A 23,897-nucleotide genomic window follows, 5' to 3' on the forward strand; every position below is an offset into this window, starting at 1 on the left:
CTGCCGCAGGACTACATCCTGTCCCAGCTGATGGCTTTCCGTTCCGGCGAGCGCAAGGCGACGGTCATGCACCAGATCACCAAGGGCTACTCCCAGGAGCAGCTCGAAGCGCTGGCGAAGTACTTCGCCGCCCAGAACCCGCAGCAGTGAACCCGGAGGATTCCACCATGCAACGCAGACATCTCCTCCAGGGCCTGATCGTCGGCGGCTCGCTCGGGCTGGCCGGTTGCGCCTCGCTGCTCGACCGCCCCTCCGCCTCCAGGGCCAAGGTGCTCGTGGTCGGCGGCGGCTACGGCGGCGCGACCGTGTCAAAGTACCTCCGGCTGCTGTCGGACTACAGCATCGACGTGATGATGGTCGAGCCAAACCGGCAGTTCGTGTCCTGCCCGGTGTCGAACCTGGTGATCGGCGGCCAGCGCCAGATGACCGACATCACCAACCCCTATAGCGGGCTGAGCGACAAGCACGGCGTGCGCATCGTCCACGATCTGGTCACGTCGGTGGACGCGGTGAAAAGGACCGCCACGCTGGCCGGCGGCACCGTCGTGCAGTACGACAAGCTGGTGATGGCACCCGGTGTCGATTTCATGTGGGAGCAGACCGAGGGGCTGAAGGCGGCCAACGCATCCGGCCAGATCCTGCACGCCTGGAAGGCCGGTGCCGAGACGGTGGCACTGCGCCAGCAGCTCGAAGCGATGCGCGACGGCGGCACCTATGCCATCACCATCCCCGAGGCACCCTACCGCTGCCCGCCCGGTCCCTACGAGCGCGCCAGCGTCATCGCTGCCTACTTCAAGAAGGCCAAGCCTCGGTCCAAGGTGCTGATCCTCGACGCCAACCCGGATGTGACCTCCAAGGGTCCGCTGTTCAAGAAGGCCTGGGCGGAGCTGTACAGCGGCATGGTTGAATACCGGCCGCAGCACAAGGCGGTCGGCGTCGATGCGAAGACACGCACCGTGAAGTTCGAGGTGCAGGAGGACGTGCAGGCGGACGTGCTGAACGTGCTGCCAGTGATGCGCGCCGGGGCGCTGGCGGTCAGCACTGGGCTGGCGAACGCCAACGCCCGCTGGTGCAACGTCCACTTCCTGAACTTCGAGTCGACGGCGGCCAGGGACATCCACGTCATCGGCGATGCGATCCAGATCGCGCAGGGCATGCCCAAGTCCGGCCACATGGCCAACTCGCACGCCAAGGTCACAGCCGCTGCCATCGTCGCCGAGTTGCAGGGCATGGAGCTGAATCCGCACCCGATGCTGACCAATGTCTGCATGAGCTTCGTCGACGACCAGCACGTGATCCACGTCGCTAGCGTCCACGAATACCAGGCGCCCAAGCAGAGCTTCTTCACCATCGGTGGCTCGGGAGGTGTATCGGACGTGCGCTCCGATCTGGAAGGCCGCTACGCCGACGCCTGGGCGAAGAACATCTGGGCCGACATGCTCACCTGAGGCTGACCTGCCTCAAGTCCGGTGCAGCGGCCTGGCTGCATCATCGCCGTCTTATATCAGTCATCAACGATGTTGAACGATGGAGACGGCAATGCTGGAATCGCTCATGGCCCACCTGGGCGAGATGTGGACCGTGACGCTGGCCGGCGCGGTCATCGGCCTGCTGTTCGGCTTCTTCGCGCACCGCTCACGCTTCTGCCTGCGCTCGGCGGTGATCGAGTTCTCCCGCGGCACGCAGGAGGGCAAGCTCACCGTCTGGCTGTTCACCTTCTCCACCGCAGTGCTGCTGACGCAAGCCTTCATCCAGCTCGGCTGGCTGGACGCCAGCGGCGCACGGCAACTCGCCGGGCGTGGCAGCCTGTCCGGCGCCGTGGTCGGCGGCGCGATGTTTGGCGCGGGGATGATCCTGGCACGGGGCTGCTCCAGCCGGCTGCTGGTGCTGGCAGCGCAAGGCAATCTGCGGGCGCTGCTGTCGGGCCTCGTGTTCGCGGTGACGGCGCAGTCGGCGCTGTCGGGGCTGCTGTCGCCGCTGCGCACGGCGATCGCCGGCTGGTGGACGGTCGAAGGCGGTGCCTCGCGCGACCTGCTGGCACTGACCGGCGCGGGCCACCTCGGCGGATTGCTGTTTGGCAGCGTGTGGCTGGTCGCGGCACTGGTCTGGGCGCGGCGGCAGCGGGTGCGCTTCTGGAGCTGGTTCGGTGCGATCGGTGTCGGCGTGGTGGTGGCGGGTGCCTGGCTGCTGACCTGGGCCATGTCGCGCCAGGCCTTCGACCTGATCGTGCCGGTGCAGAGCCTGTCGTTCACCGGCCCGGCCGCAGACACGCTGATGCTGGTGCTCTCGCCGCCAGGGCAGCCACTGAAGTTCGATCTCGGGCTGCTGCCGGGCGTGGCGGTGGGCGCCTTCCTGTCGGCGCTGCTGTGGCGCGAGTGGAAGCTGGAAGGCTTCCAGGGCGGACAGGCCATGCGCCGCTACATCGCCGGCGCGATGCTGATGGGCTTCGGCGGCATGCTGGCCGGCGGCTGCGCGGTCGGCGCGGGCGTGTCGGGGGCAGCGGTGTTCGCGCTGACCGCGTGGACCACGCTGTCGGCCATGTGGGGTGCGGCGATGCTGACCGACCGGTTGCTGGATCGGCCGGAAGAATCGAAACGGCCCGCCCCGCCGATGCGCCCGCACGGGGATCCTGAACTGAGCGCGAGCTATGCACGACCCTGACAAGCGTGGAAAGGAAGGCCGGATTCCGTGTCGTCTTTTCAGGAACGGGCTGTCAGCAATCGCGCCACCATGCACGCACCCTGCAGGAGATTTCCATGAAAATGCGCACCCAGATCATCACCTTCGGCTTGGCCGGCACCGCCATGGCCGCCATGGTGGGCGGTATGGGCCTGCTGACCAATGTCAGGTTAGGTCAGGAACTCGATGCCGCGGCCATGTCCAGCATGGCGCTGCAGGCGAGCCAGCAAGCCGACATGATGCACGACGCCATCCGCGGTGACGCCCAGCTTGCGCTGGTCGGCGCGCTGCGCAACGACGTGGACACGATCGGTCAGGCCGAGAAGGGTCTGGTGGAACACGCGCGGATCTTCCACGATGCAATGTCCAAACTGGAGGCGCTGCCCATCGACCCGGACAGCCAGGCGGTGCTGCAGCAGGCGAAGCCGATGGTCGAGCAGTACACCGAGACCGCACGCAAGATGCTGGCCACCGTCAGGTCCGATCCGCAGGCGGCCATGGCGTCCTCCGCGGCGCTGCAGACCATCTTTCTCGCACTCGAACCGAAGATGTCCGCCTTGTCGAGCGGCATCGAGCAGACCGGCAGCCGGCTCAAGACCGAGGCGACCAGCAGCATCGAACACACCCGCTGGATCGTCATGGCCGTGCTGATTTCAGCCGCCATGGCCATGATGGTGACGGCGTTCTGGCTCGCGCGGCGCATGACCCGCCCGATCACGCTGGCCGTCGACGCCGCCCACCAGCTCGCCGAAGGCAATCTCACCAACCTGATCCGCCCCGAAGGCAGCGACGAATCCATCCAGCTGCTGCAGGCGATCCAGCAGATCCAGTCCAGCCTGGGCCGCATCGTGCACGGCGTGCAGTGCAGCGCCGAGCAGGTGGCCAGCGCCAGCGTGCAGATCGCGCAGAGCAACAACGACCTGAGCCGTCGCACCGAGGACCAGGCCAGCGCGCTGGAGCAGACCTCCGCCACGATGGAGCAGCTCGGCACGACCGTGCGCCACAACGCCGACAGCGCGCAGCAAGCGAATCAGCTCGCGCAGGGCGCCTGCACCATTGCCAGCAAGGGCGGTGCAGTCATGGCGCAGGTCTCCGAGCGGATGCAGGGCATCAACGCCAGCTCGGTCCGGATCACCGACATCATCTCGGTGATCGACGGCATCGCCTTCCAGACCAACATCCTGGCACTCAATGCCGCGGTCGAAGCGGCCCGTGCCGGCGAGCAAGGCCGCGGCTTCGCGGTCGTGGCCACCGAGGTGCGCAACCTCGCGCACCGCAGCGCGAGTGCCGCCAAGGAGATCAAGGTGCTGGTCACCGGCAGCGTCGAGCAGGTCCAGCAGGGCAGCACGCTGGTCGAGGAAGCCAGCCGCACCATGGAGCAGATCGTCACCTCCATCCAGCAGGTGAACCAGATCATGGCCGAGATCAGCACCGCCAGCGCCGAGCAGAGCCAAGGCGTCAGCCAGGTTGGTCAGGCCGTGACCCAGATGGATTCGGTCACCCAGCAGAACGCCGCGATGATCGAGGAGAGTGCGGCGGCCGCCGACCTGCTGAAGGAGCAGGCACAGCAGCTCGTCAGCGCGATGTCGGTCTTCCGGCTGGGCAGCAGCGCCAGCCTGGTCAGGGCTTGATGTAGGCGTAGCCTTGGTGCTGCAGCTTGGTCAGCCGGACCACGCCTGAAGGGGTGAAGTCGGCTTCCTGGATGAACTGATCGCGCTGGAGGTTGCGATTCTGCAGCGTGATCTCGCAGACCTCGAACGTCACGCCGCGGTTCTTCAGCGCGGCCACCGTCGCGTCGAAGGGCACGTTGTTGCGGTCCTTCGCACCTTCCATCAGGAAATCGACTCCCTGCGCATGGGTCACCACGGTGATCTGCGCGGTGGGATCGGTGTCGAGGTGGTTGCGGACATTGCGCAGTGCGGCCAGTGCCTGGGTGGCGGAGTCACTGACGTGGTAGACCACCTTGTCCTGCGCCAGCGCAGCCAGACTGGCCAGCGACAGCACGGCAGCAGCGAGCATCGTGTGGAGTTTCATGGGGCGTCTCCTTGTCTCGGTTTCAGGCAGACCGTCCATCGGTCTGCCGCGCCATGGTGCCTCAAATCGCCTGCGCCTGGAGCGCCTCCGGTCGACTCAGGCGCTTGCAGGAGTTCCATTCACGTCGCGGACCTTGGCAATGAACGCGTCGGCAGGCAGCGCGGGGCTGCACAGGAAACCCTGGTAGCAGTCGCAGTGCAGTGCCTGCATGGCGACGCGCTGCTCCTCGGTTTCCACGCCCTCGGCCACGACGCGCATGCCCAGGCTGTGGCCCAGCACGACCAGCGCCCGCACGATGGCGGTGTCGGTGCGATCGCCGGGCGTGCCCTTGACGAAGGAACGGTCGATCTTCAGCTCCTGCACCGGGAACTGCTTGAGGTAGCTCATCGACGAATAGCCGGTGCCGAAGTCGTCGATCGACAGCTCCACACCCAGCGCGCGCAGCGCGTGCAACTTGGCCGCGGTGGCTTCGACGCGGTCCATCAGCATGCTCTCGGTGAGTTCGAGGATGAGCTGCCTGGCTGGCACGCGGTGGCGCTGCAGCGCGTCCCGGGTGATGTCGAGCAGCGTGCCCGACACGACGCTGTGCCGCGCCACGTTGACCGCCACCCGCACCGCCAGCCGGTGCTCGGTCCGCCACTGCGCCAGCTGCGCGCAGGCGCGCTGGATCACCCATTCGCCGATCTCGACGATCAGCCCGCACTCCTCCGCGATCGGGATGAAGCGTCCCGGCGCCACCAGCCCCAGCTCCGGATGCTGCCAGCGCAGCAGCGCTTCGGCGCCGACGATGTGGCCGGTGCGCAGGTCGACCTTGGGCTGGTAGTGCAGCACGAGTTCGTCGCGCTCGATGGCGCCGCGCAGCTGCGTCTCCAGCAGCAGCCGCTCGACCGAGACGGTGTTGATCTTCTCGCTGTAGAACTCGACACCGTTGCGCCCGCTGGCCTTGACGTGCTGCATCGCCACGCCGGCGTTGCGCAGCAGCGAGGCATCATCGGTGCCATCGTCGGGAAAGATCGAGATGCCGATGCTGGGCGTGAGGTACACGTCCTGTCCATCGACATGGAAGGAACGCGACAGCGCGTCCAGCACCTGGCGCGCCACCCGGCTGGCCGCCTCGGGCGAAGGAATGTCCGGCATCAGCAGCACGAATTCGTCGCCGCCCAGCCGCGCCAGGAACGGCGCATCGCCCAGGCGCTGACCGAGCAGGCTGTGGGTCGCACGGGTGGTCTGGCGCAGCCGCTCGGCCACCGCCACCAGCAGCAGATCGCCCGTGCCGTGGCCCAGGGTGTCGTTGATCTGGCGGAAACGGTCGAGGTTCAGGTGCAGCAGCGCCAGCGTGCCGCGGCTGTAGCGGGCGCGCACCAGTCCCGCCTTGAGCTGCTCGACGAAGACGCGCCGGTTGGGCAGGCCGGTGAGCGGGTCGTCGTTGGCGAGGCGGTCCTGGTAGACCTTGAAGGCCAGGCTGTTGCGCACGCGGATCTTCAGCTCGCTGGCGTCCACCGGCTTGGAGAGGAACTCGGTCGCACCCAGCTCCAGCGCGCGCAGCTTGCTGGCCGGGTCGCTGGCCGCCGTCAGCACGATCACCGGCGTGTAGCGCAGCCGCTCGTCGAGTCGGATCAGGCGCAGCAGGTCGAAGCCGTTCAGCTCCGGCATCATCAGGTCGAGCAGGATCAGCCCGGGCCGCTGCGCGCGGGCGATGTCCATCGCCTGCAGCGGGTCGTGGACCGCGACGAAGCGGGTGTAGCCCGCGTCCTCCAGATAGGCCTGGGCGACGTCGGTCATCATCGGCTCGTCGTCGACCATCATGATGGTCACATCCGACAGCGTCGGCTGGGGCAGCTGGGTCGATTCGGACGGGACTGGCAGGGCGGACGTTTGTGGTGCAGACATGCGCAGGGTCTCAGGCAAGGGTGGCGGCCGCGGCCGCCTCGCCATGGGGAATCACGATCCGGCGGGCGAGCGCCTGGATCTGGCGCATCACGCGCTCCAGTTCGGCCGGTTCACCGGCGCGGGCCAGGCGCTCGAATTCACGGGCCGGCTCGAAGAAGACGTCGAAGCCGACCGTGCCGCCTGCGCCCTTGAGCCAGTGCGCCAGGTCGGCCAGGTCGTCGAGACGGCCACCGTCCAGGGCCGACTGCATGGCCACCAGCTTGTCCGGCAGCGTGCGACCGAAGGTGCGCACCACCCGCGCCAGGCGCGGATGGTCGGCCAGGCGCGAAACGATGGGGGCGCCTTCGGCCGGTTCCGGCGCCGATGCGGGCACCGTGGCCGCGCCGGCCATGGTCCGCTCCGGCAAGGTACCCGCCACCTGGCGCCCGCCCAGACGACCCGCCAGCTCGGCCAGCAGCGCGTCGATGTCGACCGGCTTGGTCAGGTAGCCGGTGAAGCCGGCGGCCTCGATCTGGTGCTCGAAGCCTTTCATCGCGTTGGCGGTCAGGGCCAGCACCGGCAGCGTGCGACCCCGTTCGCGCAGCACGCGGGTGGCCGTGTAGCCGTCCATCACCGGCATCTGCACGTCCATCAGCACGAGGTCCGGCGCCTCGCGTTCCACCACGTCCAGCGCCATCGCGCCGTCGTGCGCCTCCAGCACCGTCAGCCCGGCCGACTCCAGCACCAGCCGCACCAGTTCGCGGTTCTCGGCGCCGTCATCGACCACCAGCACACGGCCGGCGTCGAACTGCCAGTGCGCTGCGCCACTGGCCGCCTGTGGTCGCTGCACGAGCAGCAGCATCTCCGGCGTCAGCCAGTCGAGACCGTCGAGCGCACCGGTGTCGAGGGTGACATGGAAGGTGCTGCCCTGCCCTGGCGTGCTGCTGACGGTCACGTCGCCGCCGAGCGCGCGGGCGAAGCGCCGGCTGATCGCCAGTCCCAACCCGGTGCCGCCGAACTGGCGCGTGGTCGAAGCCTCGGCCTGCACGAACGGCTCGAAGATCGCATCGAGCTTGTCTGCCTGGATGCCGATGCCGGTGTCGGCAATGTCGATCGCCAGCCGCGCAGCACTGGTTGCGCAGGCCCCGGCCATCCGCAGCGTCACCGTCACCTCGCCCTGCAACGTGAACTTCAGTGCGTTGCCGATCAGGTTGGTGATGATCTGGCGCACGCGGGCCGGATCGGTCCGCACGGTGGCAGGCAGCGCCTCGGGAAAGGCGACGACCAGCCGCACACCCTTCTCGTCGGCGCGCAGCCGCATGATGTCGGCCACCTCCTGCACGACCTGGTGCACCGGACAGGCCACGCACTCCACCTCCAGCCGCCCGGCCTCGACCTTGGACAGGTCGAGGATGTCGTTGATCAGCGCCAGCAGGTGGCGACCGCTGCCGAGGATGGTGTCGAGATGGCGGCGGGTGTCCTGCGGGTTGTTCTGCCAGCCGCGGCGCAGCAGCTCGGTGAACCCCAGGATGGCGTTCATCGGCGTGCGGATCTCGTGGCTCATGTTGGCCAGGAAGTCGCTCTTGGCGCGGTTGGCGGCCTCGGCCTCATCACGGGCCAGGCGGAGCTGGACTTCCTTTTCCTCCAGCATCGTCACATCGTCCAGACTGATCAGCGTGCCGGCCACCGAACCCAGCGCCCCCGTGACCGGCGAAACGTTGACCATGAAGGTGCGGGCGCGCCCCCCGGCATCGGTCAGGTGCATCAGCACGTTGCGCCGCGACTGGCCGTCGGTGAGCACCTGGTGCCACGGCGTGTCCGGGTGGCCGGGCAGGCTCGGCTGCAGCCAGCCCAGATCCGCCACCGGCATCTGGAACAGCACCTCCGACGCCTTGCCGACCACCTCGCTGAACGTGTGGTTGGCCAGCATGATGCGGCCGGCCGGATCGACAATCATCAGCCCTTCGGCCAGCGTGTCGTACGCCGCGCGCACGCGGCCCGGGATCACCTTGGACGGATCCAGGTGGCGCAGCATCCGGCGCAGGTAGAAGTAGAACAGCCCGAAGCAGCTCGGCGCGATCGCGGCCACCAGCAACTCGGTCGATCCCAGCCACGAGCGCCAGTTCGAGGTGTTGTGCAGCGGATCGAACTGCAACTCGACCTGCCCCCAGGGGGCGCTGCCTTGCAGCAGTTGCAGCCGCAGATGGGTGTCGGTGGACGCGGCATGGCCGTTGTCGGGCACCGCGGCCTCCGGTGCGGTCTCTGCGCCAGGCAGACCTGCCTGCAGGTAGAGCGCACCATCGGCGCGGCGCAGGCGCACCGCGCGCAGCGTCGGATTGCGCTGCACGACGAAGTCGAGCACCTGTTTCAGCCGGTCGTGGTCCTGCGCGTCGAGCATCGCCATGCTGCTCACGGCCACCGTCTCCGCCAGAGACACACGGGCAGCCCGCAGCGGGGCATCGCGGTCGGGCAACAGCCCGATGAACTGCGCCATCAGCAGCACGCTGACCACCAGCGAACTCAGCCCCAGCGCCAGGTGGAAGCGCGAAGACAAGGGCCTCATGCGGAACTTCATGCGGACATCTCCGGCGGTTCATGTGTGGCCAGCGACCCGGCAGCCGGGCGGGTCAGCAGGCTGCGGGCCTTGCCGAAGAGCCTCTCGATCGGGTCATTGCCCCCATCGTCGTCATCGGCATCGGCGCCGTCCTTCTCCACCACGCCGGACGCATGGCGGCGCATCTCGGCCAGCACCGGCAACGGGTCCATGCCCGCCCAGGCCGGCACGACCGACATCAGGCTGGTCATCAACACGCCCCCGCGCACCAGCCAGATCACGTAGCCCACAGACAACCCGGTCGAGACCAGCGCCGTCGAGGCCAGCGAGACCATGCCGGCCTGCTGTGCATCGGCGACCTCCTCGCGCAGCCGGTCCATCTGCTGGGCCAGCGATGTGGCGGAACGCGAGCCCCAGAGGTCCGCGTCGTTCACCAGCCGTTTCGGCGCATCGGCACCTTCCGACGGCAGCTCCAGCACCACGTCGACCGGCAGTTCGGCCACGGCGGCGGCTGCGCGCGCCACCGGCGAGTGGATCACCGGTGCATCGACCGCCTCCGATCGGACGCCACCCCCGCGCGCCGGACCGGTGTCCACGGTCGCGTGCAGGCCGGGGCCGAGCGCACCATCGCCCGAGGTGTCCGGCGACAGTGGCAGCCCCGGATCGACACGCCGCGCGACAGCCCCGACCGGAGCCGCCGCCGCTGTCGCCGTGGCGGCACTGTCGCCCGCCGCAGACGCGGCACGGGTGTCGCCCGCGGCCACGGCCGCCACGGTCATCTCGACCGCCGCGGCCGCGGCCTGGTGCTGCTGCGTCGGCGAGCCGATCCGCACTTCCGAATGCCCATCGCTCAGGCGCAGCGCAAAGGCCGCGGCGGTGCCGCCGGCTGGCGCGGCGACCCAGGTGACGCGGGCGGCGTCCAGATCGGCCTGCGTGAACGCAGTCACCGCCTTGCCCGGCGCGGCCACCTGCTCGAACTGCCCGCCCTGCACGCTGTCCACCCGGTAGGTGAGTGCCGTCGCCGGAGTGTCCTGGTCGCTGGCCTGCAGCACGAGCGTGACGGCTCCGTCGGTGACGAGCACCGTGTTGCGCGTCACCACCGGCGCCTCGTCGACGTTGGTCACCGTGATCTGCAGCGCCTGCTGCGCCGTCAGTGCACCATCGCTGACCTCGACCGTCACGTCATAGCGGTTGTCACCATTGGCGTCGGTCGGCCGCTCATGGTCCGGAGCCTGGCGGAAGGACAGCACGCCCGTGGCCGCATCGATCTGGAACCGCGCCGCATCGGCACCTCCCACCACCGCGTAGCGCAGCGGCACATCGGCGTCGACGTCCGTGCCGACCACCGTGGTGACCTCGGCGAGGTTCTCCGCCAGGTCGAGCGCCACGGTGGCCGCACCGCCGCCGCTGACGATGTGCGGAGCGTCGTTGACGGCACGCACCTGCAGCGACGCACCCAGCGCCACGCGCGCCTGCCCGTCGCTGACCTCGCCGGCCAGCGTCACCGCGCCATGCCAGTCCACGGCCGGGTCGAAGCGCCAGCGGCCTCCGCCCAGATCGACCAGCGTGCCCTCGCCGCCCGTCAGCCGCAGGTTCGACACCGACAGCGCATCGCCCTCGGCATCGCTGGCACCGACCAGCAGGTCCGCCGCGGTGATCACGCGCGCGCTGTCCTCGTCCACCGCACCCAGATCGACCGCCGTGGTCACCGGCGCGTCGTTCACGGGTGTGAAGGCCACCTGGGCGGCCTGTGGCGCCAGCACGGTGGTGGCATCGGCCAGTGCCAGCCGGTAGCCTGGTGCGGCCTCGTTGCCGTCGGCGACAAAGCGGATGGCGCCGATGTCGACCTCGGCCTGGGTGAAGCGCGTGACGGCCACGCCCGGCACAGTGGTCTGCTCGAAGCGACCGCCCGTCAGGTCCAGCACGGTGTAGACCAGCGCAGCCGCAGGCGAATCGACATCGCTGGCCACCAGCACCGGGCGGGCGGTGCCGCCTTCGAGAATCGCCAGCGTGTTGATGTCCAGCCGCGGCGCCTCGTCGACGTTGTCCACCAGGACCGCCAGCGACTGCGACACGGTGTGCAACCCATCGCTGACGCTGACCGTCACGTCGTAGACCCCGTCGGCGCCCGCATCGCGGGGTGTCTCGCGGTCCGGCGCGGCACGCCAGCGCAGGGCGCCGGTGGCGGCATCGACCGTGAACAGCGCGGCATCGGCACCGCCGGACACGGCGTAGGTCAGCGTGTCGGCCGGCAGGTCGGCGTCGCGGGCCTGGACCTGCGTGACGGCCAGGGTGTTTTCATCGACATGGCGCAGCGCCGTGGCACCGCCGCCGTCGCTGGTGATCACCGGTGCCGTGTCGTTGAGCGGCTGCACGGTGATGCGCAGGGCCTGCTCGTCGGTGTGCAGGCCGTCGCTGACCTGCACGGTCACGTCGTAGACGTTGTCGGCCCCTTGGTCGAGCGGTGATTCGGCGTCGGGCGCCGCGGCGAACCGCAGCACACCGGTGGCCGCATCGAGCGTGAACCGGGTGGCATCGGCGCCTCCCGAGATCGCATAGCGCAGCGTGTCGGCCGGCAGGTCGTCGTCATGCGCCAGCACCTGCGTCACCGCGGTCTGCCCCTCGTCGACCGCGAGCGCGGCGCTCGCACCTCCCCCGTCCGAGTCGATCACCGGCGCGTGTCCATTGACGGGCAGGATGGCAATGGCAAACGACGCGGCCACCGTGCTGCCATCGGCGGAGGTGGCACGCAGCACGACCGTGCGCGTGGCCACGCCCTCGTCCTGCACTGCACGCGCCAGCGTCACCACCCCGGTCGCGGCATCGACCGCGAAGCGCCCGCCGGCCGAGTCGTCCAGCGTGTAGGTGACGGTGTTGTTGGTCACGTCGGCATCGATCGACTGCGCGGTGATGCCCACGCCCGTCCCGATGGCGGCACTTTCCGCCACGCTGTCGGGCGCTGCATCCAGATCGCTGATCGCGACCAGATCGAACTCATCGACGTCGCGCACAGCGATGCTGAACGCCTGCAACTGCACGCTGCCATCGGCCGACAACGCACGCACGACGACGCTGTGGCTCTGCGCCGTCTCCGCATCCAGCGCCTGGGCGATGGTGACCACCCCCGTGGTGGCATCGATCGCGAAGCGCCCGCCGGCGTCGTCGGCGAGCGAGTAGGTGACGACATTGGTGGTCACATCGAGGTCCTGCGCCCGCGCGGTCAGGCCGACGGCGGTGCCGACCGGATCATCCTCGCGCACGCTGTTCGCCTGCGCATCGGCGTCGGTGATGGTGCTGACGCCGTATTCGTTGAGGTCCTGCACGGCGATGGCCAGCGCCAGGGTGGTCGCGCTGCCGTCACTCGATGCCGCGCGCACCACGATGGTGTGGCTCTGCGCCGTCTCGGCGTCCAGCAGCCCGGCCACCGTCACCACGCCCGAACGGGCATCGATCGCGAAGCGCCCGCCGGCCGTGTCGTCGAGCGAATAGGTGACCGTGCTGTTGGTTGCATCGCCGTCGACCGCCCGCGCCTGCACACCCACCACCGTGCCGATCGCCGCGTTCTCCTGCACCGTGTCGGCCGCCGGATTCACGTCGGTGACGGCACTGACGGCCATCTCGTTGACATCGAGCACCACCACGCTCAACGCCTGCGTGTCGAACCGCACCCCGTCGCTGGCCTGCACGATCAGGTCGTAGCGGTTGTCGGCCCCGGCATCGAGCGGCAGTTCCGCATCTGGCGTGGCGACGAAGCGCAGCACGCCGGTGGCGGCATCCAGGGTGAAGCGGGCCGCATCCGCACCACCGACGATCTGGTAACTCAATGGCGCACCGGACACGTCGGCATCCGTGGCCACCACGGTGGTGACCGCACCGCTGGCGTTCTCCTGCACGGCCAGCACCGCAGTGTCTCCACCCCCGTCGGACTGGATCACGGGCGCAGACAGGTTGGTCGAGTTCACCGCGACCGCCAGCGCCTGCGTCGCCACGCTGCCGTCGGCCGAGGTGGCCTGCAGCACGAGGTTCAGCGTGTTGCCGCCATCGGCCAAGACGCTGCGCACCAGCGTCACCACGCCGGTACCCGCGTCGATCGCGAACCGCCCGCCGGCATCGTCCGCCAGCGCGTAGGTGACCTGGTTCTGCGCGGCATCGGCATCGCGCGCCGACGCCGTGATGCCGACCAGCGTGCCGACCGCGGCGTTGTCGTTCACCGCGTTGGCGGCGCTGTTGGCATCGATCGGCACGGTGACGCTGAACTCGTTGACATCCTGCACCGCGATGTCGAAGGCCTGGCTCGACACGCTGCCATCGGCAGAGGTCGCCTGCACGACGATGGTGTGGCGCAGGGCTGTTTCGGCATCGAGCGCGCCAGCGACCGTCACCACACCGCTGCTCGCACCGATGGCGAACCGCCCGCCCGCGTTGTCCGTGAGCGCGTAGGTGACAGCGTTGCTGGTCGCGTCCGCATCCACCGCCGACGCAGTGAGGCCGACGGCGGTGCCGATCGCGGCATCTTCGCCGACCACGTTGGCGCCGGAGTTGGCGTCGGTGACCGGCCCGATGGCGTATTCGTTCACATCCTGCACCGCGATGTCGAAGGCCTGGCTCGACACGCTGCCATCGGCAGAGGTCGCCTGCACGACGATGGTGTGGCGCAGGGCTGTTTCGGCATCGAGCGCGCCGGCGACCGTCACCACGCCGCTGCTCGCACCGATGGCGAACCGCCCGCCTGCGTTGTCCGTGAGCGCGTAGGTGACAGCGTTGCTGGTCGCGTCCGCATCCACCGCCGACGCAGTGAGGCCGACCACCGTGCCGATCGCGGCATCTTCGCCGACCACGTTGGCGCCGGAGTTGGCGTCGGTGACCGGCCCGATGGCGTATTCGTTCGCATCGGTGACCACCACCCGGAGTTGCTGGGTATCGACGTGCAGGCCATCGCTGACCTGCACGGTGAGGTCGTAGACGTTGTCGGCACCCGTGTCGATGGGTTGCTCGAAGTCCGGCGCGGTGAGGAAGGCCACAGCACCGCTGGCCGCGTCCATGGAAAACAGCGCCTGGTCCGCACCGCCGACGATGGTGTAGCGCAGTGCGGGCCCGCCGACGTCGGCATCGGTCGCGGTGACGACGGTGACGGCGGTCCCGTTCTCGGCCAGGCTGACCGTCGCCGCATCGGCACCACCACCTGAGGTGATCACCGGCGTCTGCGTGTTGACCGGCACCACATCGATCGACACGGTACCGACGTCGCCGGGGCCGCTCGCCAGTGCGGCGACGGACGCCGCAGGCGTGGTGTGGTCGTAGAGCGCCACATCGTCGAGCGAGCCGCTCAGGAAGCGCGTGGCACTGAGCGTGCTGTCGGTGCCGAGCAGCACGTTGCCATTCGTCGCGAGCGCGTCGCCGCCCTGGGCACTGCTGGCACGCAGGACGCCATCGATGTAGACGGACGAGCCGGTGCCGGTCGCGGTGGTCAGCGTGTACTGGTGCCACTGGTTGTCCGCCAGGCCGGTGGCGGAGATGTCCAGGCCAGCGAGATTCGCCGTGTCATTGGCATCGAGGATCACCGTGCGCAGAACGTTCTGGGCGCCGCCCCCCGTGAGCGTGGCATCTTCGATGAAGTAGGTGTTGAGGCTGTTCTGGACTCCGACCACGCCGTCCGAATAGAGCTGCTGGTAGCCAATGCCGCTGTTGCCGGCGAGCTTGAACCAGTAGGACAGCGTGAATTCATTGGTGTAGGACACGCCCGCCAGCGCCAGGCGGTCATCGACGCCGTTGAACTGCAGCGCCTGCCCGTGCACGCCGGCCACCGGGCTGGGTTCGCCCGCATGGCTGCCGATGTTGTCGTCCAGCGACCAGTAGCCGCCCAGCCCTTCGCTGCCGTCGATCACGCGGTATTGCAGCGTGTCGCTGCCGACGTAGCCAGCGTCGGGGGTGTAGACCACCTGTCCGGCGGAAATCGTGGCCTGGCCATGGGCAGGCTGGACCAGGTCCAGCAACGTGAGCGTGGTGCCGGTTCCGAGCAGATCGTTGGCCAGCACGTCCATGCTGGTGGTGGTCTGGTAGGGGGTGGTGACGGTGTCCGGCCGGGCACTGACCTTGTCGTTCACGTTGGTGACGGTCACCGACAGCGCCTGGGCACTGGCGAGCAGTCCGTCGCTGGCGCTCACGACCACGTTGTAGACGTTGTCGCCACCGACATCCGTCGGAAGTTCGAAGTTCGGCGGCACGACAAACGTCAGCACACCCGTCTGGCTGTCGATGGCAAACGCCGCCTGGTCGGCCCCACCGGTGATCGCGTAGGTCGGTGTCTGGACCGGCCAGTCCGTGTCGCTCGCCTGCACGGTGGTGACGGCGGTGGTGTTCTCCGCCACGGACACGGCCGCCGCCGCCCCACCGCCGTTGCTGGTGATCTGCGGCGCGGCGTTCGCTGGTTCGAAGGTGCGCACAGACACCCCCTGCGTGTCCACCGCCCCCTCGCCGCTCCAGGCGACCACATAGTGGCTGGCGTCGTGCACGGCCACCGAGGCCGAGAGCTGGTCACCCAACGTCGTCTGGTTGACCAGGAAGGCAGTGCTGCCAGACGGAAAGGTGCCGTTCGCGTTCACGACGCGGGCGTAGATGCCCATGCTGCTGCCGTCCCCCGACTTCTGGTAGACGACCACCGCCGTGCCATCGGCGGCCAGGCTGATCGACGGACTCGTGGCATCGCTGGCAGAGTCGGCATAGAACCAGGTGCCATGGCTGCTGCCGTCGGCGTAGTAGGCGCGGCCCCAGATGCCCTTGAGGAACCTCGTCTCGGTATAGGCCAGCGCGAAGTTGCCGGCACTGTCCATCGCGATGGAAGCTCCGACGCTGCTGGACAGGCTGTTGTCGACCTGCGTGATGCCCCCTGCGGCCGTGCCGCTGGCATCGAAGCGCTGGAAGTACATGTGGCTGGCGCGGTTCCAGGCCACCACGAAGCGCCCGGTCGCATCCATGGCCACGGCCGCGTCGGCCTCGCCGCCCACGGTGCTGGCGGCTCGATCGGTCGCGTCCAGTGCCGTGCCATCGGCCGCGAAGCGCCGGAAGTAGACTGTGCCAATCGTCGGCCCGGCCCCTTCCCAGGCCACGACCAGCGCACCGTTGCTGGTGTTCATGCCCAGCACGGCATTCGACTGCGCACCGGTGCTGGTGGCGTTGGCGCGGATCTCACCTGTCAGCGCGGAGCCATCGGCGGCAAAGCGGCGGAAGTAAACGCTGGAAGCCGTGCCGTCCTGGTTGCTGCTCGACCAGACCACCGCGAAGTTGCCGGCGCTGTCGCCGACGATGCGGGCGTTCTGCTGGTCATTGGCGGTGGTGGTGTTGACCTGGATCTCGCCAGTCAGTGCCGTGCCGTCGTAGGCGAAGCGGCGCGCGTAGACCCCCTTGCCGCTGCCGTCCTGGCCACTGCTGGTCCAGACGACGGTGTAGTTGCCGGCGGCGTCCAGCGTCACGGCCTGCTGGCTGCCACGGGTTTCCGCATTGGTGTTCTGGTCGCCGGTGGTGGTCAGGTTGATCTGCGTCTCGCTGCCCAGGACACCGTCCCAATGCTGCTGCAAGGCGGCATCGACCGCCACGGTCGCCTCGATCTGGCCGGTGTGCTGCTCCAGCAGCCAGTCGCCGCCGCGGGCGGCGCTGCCGGTCAGGTTGTCGCTGGCCGCCACGTCGGCGCCAGTGAGCGCGGCCAGCCCCTCGATCAGGAACAACCCGCTCGCGCCGGCGGCGACATCGCAGCCATAGAGCATCAGGTCGGCCTGCGCGGTCAGCGCGCTGCCCCAGCCGGCGATCTCGCCCGCGCGCCGCAGCAGGCTGTCGGCATCGAGGGTCGACGCCCCCAGCCGCACCACGCCCGCCTGCCCGTGGCTGAAGACGTGGACGGCATCGAAGACTTCGCCAGCGGCCTGCCGCTCGGCCAGCGTGCGGCCGATGACGGCCAGCCCGTCGGCGTCGGTGGCGATGGTCACGACCTCGATCGGCCGGCCGGCCGCGCGCTCCGCCAGCAGCCCGTCGACCAGCGACCGGGCATCGGGCACCCCCAGGTCCACGAAGGCGATCTCGGTGCGGACGGCCGTCTGGTGCACGACCGGCGCCGCGGTCTGCAGCCGCTGCTCCTGCGTCCACCCCACGTCGCCGCTGCCGGCCAAGGCCGCCACGGCAGCCAGATCGGCCGAGTAGAGGATGCGCGGCTCCAGCGCCTCCATCAGGGCGCGGGAGCGGACACGGGCGGCGGACGGTGGCATGCGCAGGGCGTCCGGCACTCAGAGACTGCCGCGTGCGGGCAGCGAGGTGGCCGACAGGCCCGGCTCGTCCACCTTGCAGCGCGCCCCGGCCGGCAGCCGGTTGCCCGGATTGGGCAGCGACAGGCGCACGCGGAAAGTGTTGCTGGCCGCGTCGATGATCTTGTCGACATGGGTGACCCGGGCCGGCATCGACACCGCGCCGGGCAGCTCCGGCACCACCGACAGCGTGTGGTTGACCGCGACGCTGCCCCAGCGGCCGGCCGGCATCACGATCTCGACCCGCAGCGGATCGAGCATCGCCAGCCGCAGCAGCGGTTTTTCCTCGACCCGCTCGCCCGCATTGACGAAGCGCTCGACCACCACGCCACGGAAGGGACTGCGCACGGTGCGCTGCCCGAGCTGTGCCTGCACGACGCGCAGCTCCTGCTGGCTGACCTCCTGCTGGCCGCGGGCCTGCTGCAGCTTCTGGTCGGCCACGTCGCGCTCGGCGCGCGCCTGCTCCACCGCCTGCGCGGAGACGAAGCCCTCGCTCAGCAGCTCGACCGCGCGCGCATGGCGCTGGTGCGCGAGCACGAGGTTGGCCTTGGCCGCGTAGACATCGGCCTCGATGGCGCTGCGGGCCTGGGCGGCGTGCAGCCCCGCCTGCTCGACATCCGACCGCAGCACCACCAGCGGCTGGCCGGCCTGCACGAGGGTGCCGTTGTCCACCGGAATCTCCGACACCACGCCCACCACCGGCGAGCCGACATCGGCCACCCGCTCCGGGCTGATCAGGCAACCGAGCGTGGGCTTGGCCGACCGTGGCGTGGCAGGTGCCGGCGCAGAAGCGGCCGGCGACACCGGCAGCGTGACCGTGCCGGGCAGAGGTGCCGCCGCCAAGGCATGGCCCACCGGTGCCACCAGTGCCACCGCGGCCAGCACGGCGGAGATGGAGATCGCCCGCGCGCTCAGGCGTGCAAGTGCGTGAATTCGAGTTGTGTCTGCCATGTCCTGTCCTGCTCCAGCAAGCGGCGTCGCTGCCGCATGCCCTGTTCCTGGTGCGTCCCTTGCAACCGCCGGTTCCACGCCTGCACGACCGCTGCGGGCACCACCAGCGCCCCTTGCCCATCTTGTTGTCGGCGCCGCAGCAGGCCGACTGAAGCCCCGCCGCTTTGCCAGATCGAGGCATCCAGCGCATGCCAGACCTCCGCGCTGCCCGGATCGCCCTGGCGCGCGGCGCGGCCGATGAACTGCCGGTCCAGCCGCGCCGAGACGTTGTCCTGGCAGCACAGCACATGCAGCCCGCCGCGCGCGGCCACTCCGGCACCGAGTTCGATGTCGGTGCCACGCCCGGCCATGCGGGTCGCGACCGTCACGGTGCCAGCCTGCCCGGCCATCGCGACGACGGCGGCCTCGTCGGCATCGTGGCGGGCGTCCAGCACCTGGTGTTCGACGCCTGCGGCGCTCAACCGCCCGGACAGCGCCTGCGCCTCGGCCACGGTGTCGACGCCGATCAGCACCGGGCGGCCTGCCGCGACCAGCGCCTGCACCCGCGCGGGGATCGCCTCGGCCCGCGCCTGCCCGGTCGCAAACAGGCGCGGCGCAGCCAGTTGCCGCTGCCCTGGCCGCCGCAGCGGCACCGCGACGATCTGCCGGCCGTAGACAGCCCGCAGCTCGGCCCGGCACTCGGCCAGCGTGCCGCTGATGCCCGACAGCCGCAGATAGCCCAGGAAGAAGCGCTGGTAGCTGGTCTGCGCGCTGGTGCGGGTCGGCGGTGTCACGGGGCAGCCTTCCTTCAGCTCGACCAGCGTCTGCAGCCCGCGCGCCCAGACCCGGCCTGGCGCGGCGCGACCGGTCACGGCGTCGAGCAGTTCGACCCGGCCTTCGCGCACCAGGTAGTGGCGGTCAGGCTCCAGCCCGTGCAGCGCCACGAGCGCCGCGCCGACGAGGTCCTGGCGGTGCCGGCGGTTCAGCCAGGCGCCGCCCAGGCCGTCGGCGCACTGCTCCAGCCGCTCGGTGCCGGTGTCGGTCCAGTGGACTGCGAGACGCTCGGCATCCAGATGCAGATCCTCGCCAGGGGTCAGCCGACGCGCCAGCATCAGCGCCTGGAAGCAGGCAGCGCGGTGGCCCGGGTCGTCCTGCGTCTCGGCGAGCACCAGCGGCATCGTGGCCTCGTCGATCATCAGGCTGTCGGCCTCGTCCACGATCGCCATGCACAGCCCGCGCAGCAGCAGCGGCGGCGGTGCCTCGCCCGCGAGCCGGGACGCGCAGCGCTGCAGCTCGCTGCCCTGCGCCCGGAGGTGGGCGCGGTCGCGCAGGTGGTCGAAGGCGATCTCGCGGGCGGTGGCGTAGGTCAGGTCGCAGGCGTAGGCGGCGCGGCGGGCGTCCGGCGCGGTGCTGCCGAGCACGACGCCGGTGCGCAGGCCGAGCACGCCGTAGAGCAGACCGAGCTGCGCGGCGTCGCGGGCGGCGAGGTAGTCGTTGGCGGTCATCACGTGCACCGGCACGCCCGCCAGCGCCGCCACCGCCGCGGCCAGGGCCGCCGCCAGCGTCTTGCCCTCGCCGGTGGCCATCTCGGCGAGGTGGTCGTCGAGCAGGGCTTCGGCGCAGAGCAGCTGGGTGTCGTAGGGATTGCGGCCGAGCGCCCGCTGCGCCGCTGCCGCCACGCAGCCCAGCGCACGCACCCGCTGCGCGCCGCCGAAGCCGTCGCGCGCCAGCCGGGCCCGCAGGCGGCGCAGGTGGGCGCGGAACTCCAGCTCGCTCAGCGCCGCCCAGCGCGCCTGCTGCGCCCGGATCGCCGCCACCCGGTGCACCGGCGGTGGTGCGGCAGTGCGGCGCCACCAGCCGCCGGACCACGGCGTCGGTGGCGACGGACCGCGCAGCGGATAGGCCCCGAGCAGCGGCCCGGGCCGGGGCAGCAAGGCGGTGGTCGCGGCGGTGGTCGTCATGGATGCGGGGAGAGGTGGTGCAGCAGTTGCTGCTGCAGGGCCCGGGCAGCCTGCCAGGCCAGCGGTACCCGGCCCTGCTCGAAGCGCACCCAGGCACGGGCACCGATGCGCTCGCCGGTGGCCCGCTCCAGCCGCACATCGGCCTGCAGCACGGGCTGCGCCGGTTTCAGCCCTTGCGGATCGGTCGGATCGGTGGCGATGCCGCCGCCGTGGCGCTCGCCCAGCGCCGCGCTCGGCAGTGGTGCTCCGCCACCGGACGGGGTGCCGACCAGCGCCCCGCGCATCGGCGGCAAGGCCGAACCGATCAGCCAGACATCGACCGGTCCGTGGTGGGCGGTGATGACGGCCGCGTCCGCCTGTGCGACCACCACGCGGACCAACCCAGGTTCACCGGTGTCGACATGCCCGAGCAGCGCACCGCGCACGAGCCAGCGTCCGGGCAGATCGTCCATGCCGGTCAGGTGCACCGGGCCACCGGCCTGCGCGCGCACGGTGAGTCCGGCGAGCTGCTCCTCGGTCTGCGCCAGTTCGGCCTCGGCGGCCTGCAGCGCGTGGTCGACCGAGACGAGCTGCGCCTTGTCCAGCCGCAGCGCCTGGAAGCGGTCGGCCTGCAACGCCTCGATGCGCCCGGCCAGGCGCTCGCGCTCGGCCAGCAACGTCGGGGAGGACAGGTGCAGCAGCGGGTCGCCGCGCTGCACCGTCTGGCCTTCGGCGACCAGCACGGCCTCGACGAAGCCGGCGGTCTGCGTGCGGACCAGTGCGTCCTCGGGTGGCCACAGCACGCCTTGCGCCAGCGCGGCATCCGGCAGCGGCACGGCCAGCACCGGCCCCAGCACGCACAGCGCCAGCGCCGCGAGCGACCAGCCGGCACGCCGCCGCTCGGCCGGTGCCAGCGACCAGCCCGCCAGCCAGCGCCCCAGCGCCCGCAGCGGCTGTCCGACCAGCGTCCAGCCGAAGTACAGCGCCGCCAGCGCGCCCAGCACTGACGACACCGACGCGAGCCACAGCCCCATGCCCAGCGCCACGCTCCAGCGCATCACCAGCGCCGCCGGCGCGTAGGCCCACAGCCAGAGCGCCTCACCGGGCAGCGGGACGACCGGTGGTTCGCCCGGAATCCGCAAGACGCGGGTGCGCAGGGCATGCAGCCAGTGCGACGCGCTGCGCAGCGCCAGATTCGGCAGGTCCGCCAGATCGCACAGCAGGTGGTAGCCATCGAAGCGCATCAGCGGATTGGCGTTGACCAGCAGCGACGACAGCCCGCCGATCGCCACCACCACCAGCGCCAGGTCGCGCAGCGCGCCGGGCTGCACCGCCAGCGCGACCACCAGGGCCAGCGCCACCAGCGTCAGCTCGACCAGGATGCCCGCCGCCGCAACCACCGCCCGCTGGCGGCGGCTCGGCAGCGCGGCGGTGGCCGATGCGTCCACGTAGGGCACCGGCGTGCCCATCAGCAGCGTCACGCCCCACTGCGGCACACGTGCGCCCCAGTGGCGGATCGCCAGCCCGTGCCCCACTTCGTGCAGCACCTTCATCACCGGGTAGGCCAGCCAGGCCCAGGCGAGGCCGCGCGGCGTGCCCAGGCTGCCATGCAATTGGGCAGACAGCTCGGCCGCATGCGGCCAGGCAGCGACCAGCGCAGCGCCCACGCCCAGCAGCCACAGCACCAGCACAACGGGCGTGAACAGCCAGCGCAACCGGGCAGCCAGCCAGCCGAGTCCGGTATCCGGGCAGCCGAAGGGCATGCGCCACGCCAGCAGCGACTGCCGAGGCGCCTCGGCATCGGCGGCGGTGCGGTCGGTGGCGGCCTCGGGCGAGGGCGCGCCGAAGTCGGGTTGCCGGTCGAAGCTCAACAAGCCGGTCCGGTGCAGCCGCGCCAGCAGGCCGAGCAGCTCGTCCTGCGTCGGCGCGTCGTCGCGCAGCTCGGCCAATGTCATCTCCCACAGGCGCTGCAGGGTGTAGCGGCCGTCACAGCGGCCGATCGTCACCCAGGCGGTGGCGTTCAGGCGCACGCTGCGGTCGCCATCCGGCCGCGTCAGCACCTGCCAGACGGCCCCGCGCACCACCATGCGCTGCACGGCCGCCTGTTCGTCCAGCCGCGGCCGCAGCCCGGCCACGCGGAACCATTGCGCGCTGTGCAGCGGCACGTCCATCAGCCCCACCACGACCACAGCGCCAGTCGGGCGGATTCGACCAGCCGCCGCGTCCAGCGCCAGCCGTTCGCGGCGCGGCCGGCGTCGATCTGCGCCTGGCCCTGCAGGCCGGGCCGCAGATCGGCCGGACGCTCCGGCAAGGCCGCCTCGACCTCGAACACGTTGCGGCCCTCCACCGCCCGCGCCACAGGACTGATGCGTGTGATCCGGAGCGGCAGCGTCTGCCAGGGCAGCGCCGTCAGCGCCAGCGTGCCGGTCTGGCCGACGCGGACCTGCGCGATGTCGCGCTCGTCCACCTCGACGATGACGCGGAAGCGGTCGCCCGGCGCCAGCGTCATCAGCGCGTCGCCCTGGTGCACCGGCGCGCCGAGCTGCTGGCTGAGATCCCCCTGCACGACGAGGCCATCGAAGGGCGCGACCAGCCGGCCGCGCTGCAGGCGGGCTTCGACCAGGTCGAGCTGCGCCTGGGCTTCGTCGATGCGGCTCTGGTTCTGGACCAGCTGGGCACGGTCGGCGCGGGCATTGGCGGTGGCCCAGGCGTCCTGGTGCTGCGCGAGCTGGCTCTGCCAGCGCTGGCGTTCGAGCTGCAGGTCCTGATCCGCCAGTTCCACCAGCACCTGCCCGGCGCGCACGCTGTCGCCGGGGCGGGCATGGACCTGCTGCACGAAGCCGTCCGCCGGCACGGCCAGCACGCGCTGCACGGCCCCTTCGAGTCGCGCCTGTCCGCCCAGGTGCACATCGGCCGGCCAGGCCAGCCCGACCAGCGCCAGCACCACGGCGCTGACCAGGGACACGCGGCGCCACGGCGCCACGCGGGTCGCCGCCACCGCCTGCAGACGCTGGTACCACGGCCGCTCGCGGTCGCGCAGCAGCGCCAGCACCGGCGCGATGCAGCTCGCCAGTTGCTCCAGCATCGCCAGTTCATCCGGATCGACCGGCACGCCGCCGCGGCGCTCGCAGCACAGCGCACCGAACAAGGCGCCCTGCACCACCAGCGGCACGCCGGCGGCGCAATCCCCACGCACCGCCGCCAGTGCCCGGTGCGCCCGCGTGATGCGCGGCACACCGGTGTGGCCCCGCGGCTCGGGCCAGACGACGCCCGCCTGCTGGTCGAAGGTCTCGCCCAGCGCCGCGAGCAGCAGCGCCCGCGCGGGCGTGGCCGCGTCGGTGGCCGAGCCATCGGACACGGCCGCCAGCTGCAACGCACCCTCCCGCGCCAGCGCCACCGAGACCCGGTCGAATCCGAGGCGCAGCGCCAGTTCGCGCACGGCGACGCGCGCGCCGTCCTCGAAAGCCGGACAGCCCAGCAGGGCCGCCTGCAGCGCCAGCGCTGTGCGACCCGCCGCGGGAAGACCCGTGTCCGCCGCAGCGGCGGGCAGCGCGGGGCGGGCAACGGCAGCGGGACGGATCAGGACAGGCATGGGGCAGA

The 23,897-nt window shown here is 70.7% G+C and carries 11 protein-coding genes; 3 read left to right on the plus strand and 8 right to left on the minus strand.

The window, feature by feature from the left end; all coding sequences use genetic code 11:
• Window positions 1-167 precede the first annotated feature (167 nt).
• The 3 genes from AB3X43_RS08410 (at window position 168) to AB3X43_RS08420 (ending at window position 4,310) form a co-directional block, all read left to right on the plus strand.
• Window positions 168-1,448 (plus strand): FCSD flavin-binding domain-containing protein, encoded by a 1,281-nt coding sequence (locus tag AB3X43_RS08410; RefSeq protein ID WP_369429393.1) that lies wholly within the window; start codon window positions 168-170, stop codon window positions 1,446-1,448.
• A gap of 91 nt (window positions 1,449-1,539) precedes the next feature.
• Window positions 1,540-2,661 carry a YeeE/YedE family protein gene (locus AB3X43_RS08415; RefSeq protein WP_369429394.1) on the plus strand — a complete coding sequence of 374 codons (1,122 nt, stop codon included), beginning with the start codon at window positions 1,540-1,542 and terminating at the stop codon, window positions 2,659-2,661.
• Between the two features lie 95 nt (window positions 2,662-2,756).
• Window positions 2,757-4,310: a methyl-accepting chemotaxis protein gene (locus tag AB3X43_RS08420; RefSeq protein WP_369429395.1), complete on the plus strand. Its 1,554-nt coding sequence runs from the start codon at window positions 2,757-2,759 to the stop codon at window positions 4,308-4,310.
• Here AB3X43_RS08420 and AB3X43_RS08425 read toward each other — a convergent pair.
• The 8 genes from AB3X43_RS08425 to AB3X43_RS08460 form a co-directional block, all read right to left on the minus strand.
• Window positions 4,300-4,713, minus strand: coding sequence for a DsrE family protein (locus AB3X43_RS08425; RefSeq protein ID WP_369429396.1), 414 nt, complete (start codon window positions 4,711-4,713; stop codon window positions 4,300-4,302). The genes AB3X43_RS08420 and AB3X43_RS08425 overlap by 11 nt on opposite strands.
• A gap of 96 nt (window positions 4,714-4,809) precedes the next feature.
• Window positions 4,810-6,603 carry a putative bifunctional diguanylate cyclase/phosphodiesterase gene (locus tag AB3X43_RS08430; RefSeq protein ID WP_369429397.1) on the minus strand — a complete coding sequence of 598 codons (1,794 nt, stop codon included), beginning with the start codon at window positions 6,601-6,603 and terminating at the stop codon, window positions 4,810-4,812.
• Between the two features lie 10 nt (window positions 6,604-6,613).
• Window positions 6,614-9,157, minus strand: a complete 2,544-nt coding sequence (locus AB3X43_RS08435) for a hybrid sensor histidine kinase/response regulator (protein ID WP_369429398.1) — start codon at window positions 9,155-9,157, stop codon at window positions 6,614-6,616.
• Window positions 9,154-17,391: a cadherin domain-containing protein gene (locus AB3X43_RS08440; protein WP_369429399.1), complete on the minus strand. Its 8,238-nt coding sequence runs from the start codon at window positions 17,389-17,391 to the stop codon at window positions 9,154-9,156. Before AB3X43_RS08440 ends, AB3X43_RS08435 begins: the two co-directional genes overlap by 4 nt.
• Before the next feature lie 18 nt (window positions 17,392-17,409).
• Window positions 17,410-18,378, minus strand: coding sequence for an efflux RND transporter periplasmic adaptor subunit (locus tag AB3X43_RS08445; protein WP_369429400.1), 969 nt, complete (start codon window positions 18,376-18,378; stop codon window positions 17,410-17,412).
• Complete coding sequence (locus tag AB3X43_RS08450) at window positions 18,339-20,318, minus strand: preprotein translocase subunit SecA (protein ID WP_369429401.1); 1,980 nt, start codon at window positions 20,316-20,318, stop codon at window positions 18,339-18,341. Before AB3X43_RS08450 ends, AB3X43_RS08445 begins: the two co-directional genes overlap by 40 nt.
• Entirely contained in the window at window positions 20,315-22,468 is a 2,154-nt protein-coding gene (locus tag AB3X43_RS08455; protein ID WP_369429402.1) for a biotin/lipoyl-binding protein, read from the minus strand. Before AB3X43_RS08455 ends, AB3X43_RS08450 begins: the two co-directional genes overlap by 4 nt.
• Complete coding sequence (locus AB3X43_RS08460) at window positions 22,468-23,889, minus strand: GAF domain-containing protein (protein ID WP_369429403.1); 1,422 nt, start codon at window positions 23,887-23,889, stop codon at window positions 22,468-22,470. Before AB3X43_RS08460 ends, AB3X43_RS08455 begins: the two co-directional genes overlap by 1 nt.
• Between the last annotated feature and the right edge of the window lie 8 nt (window positions 23,890-23,897).

It is taken from the genome of Sphaerotilus sp. (genome assembly GCF_041083715.1).
Classification (GTDB): Bacteria; Pseudomonadota; Gammaproteobacteria; order Burkholderiales; family Burkholderiaceae_C; genus Sphaerotilus.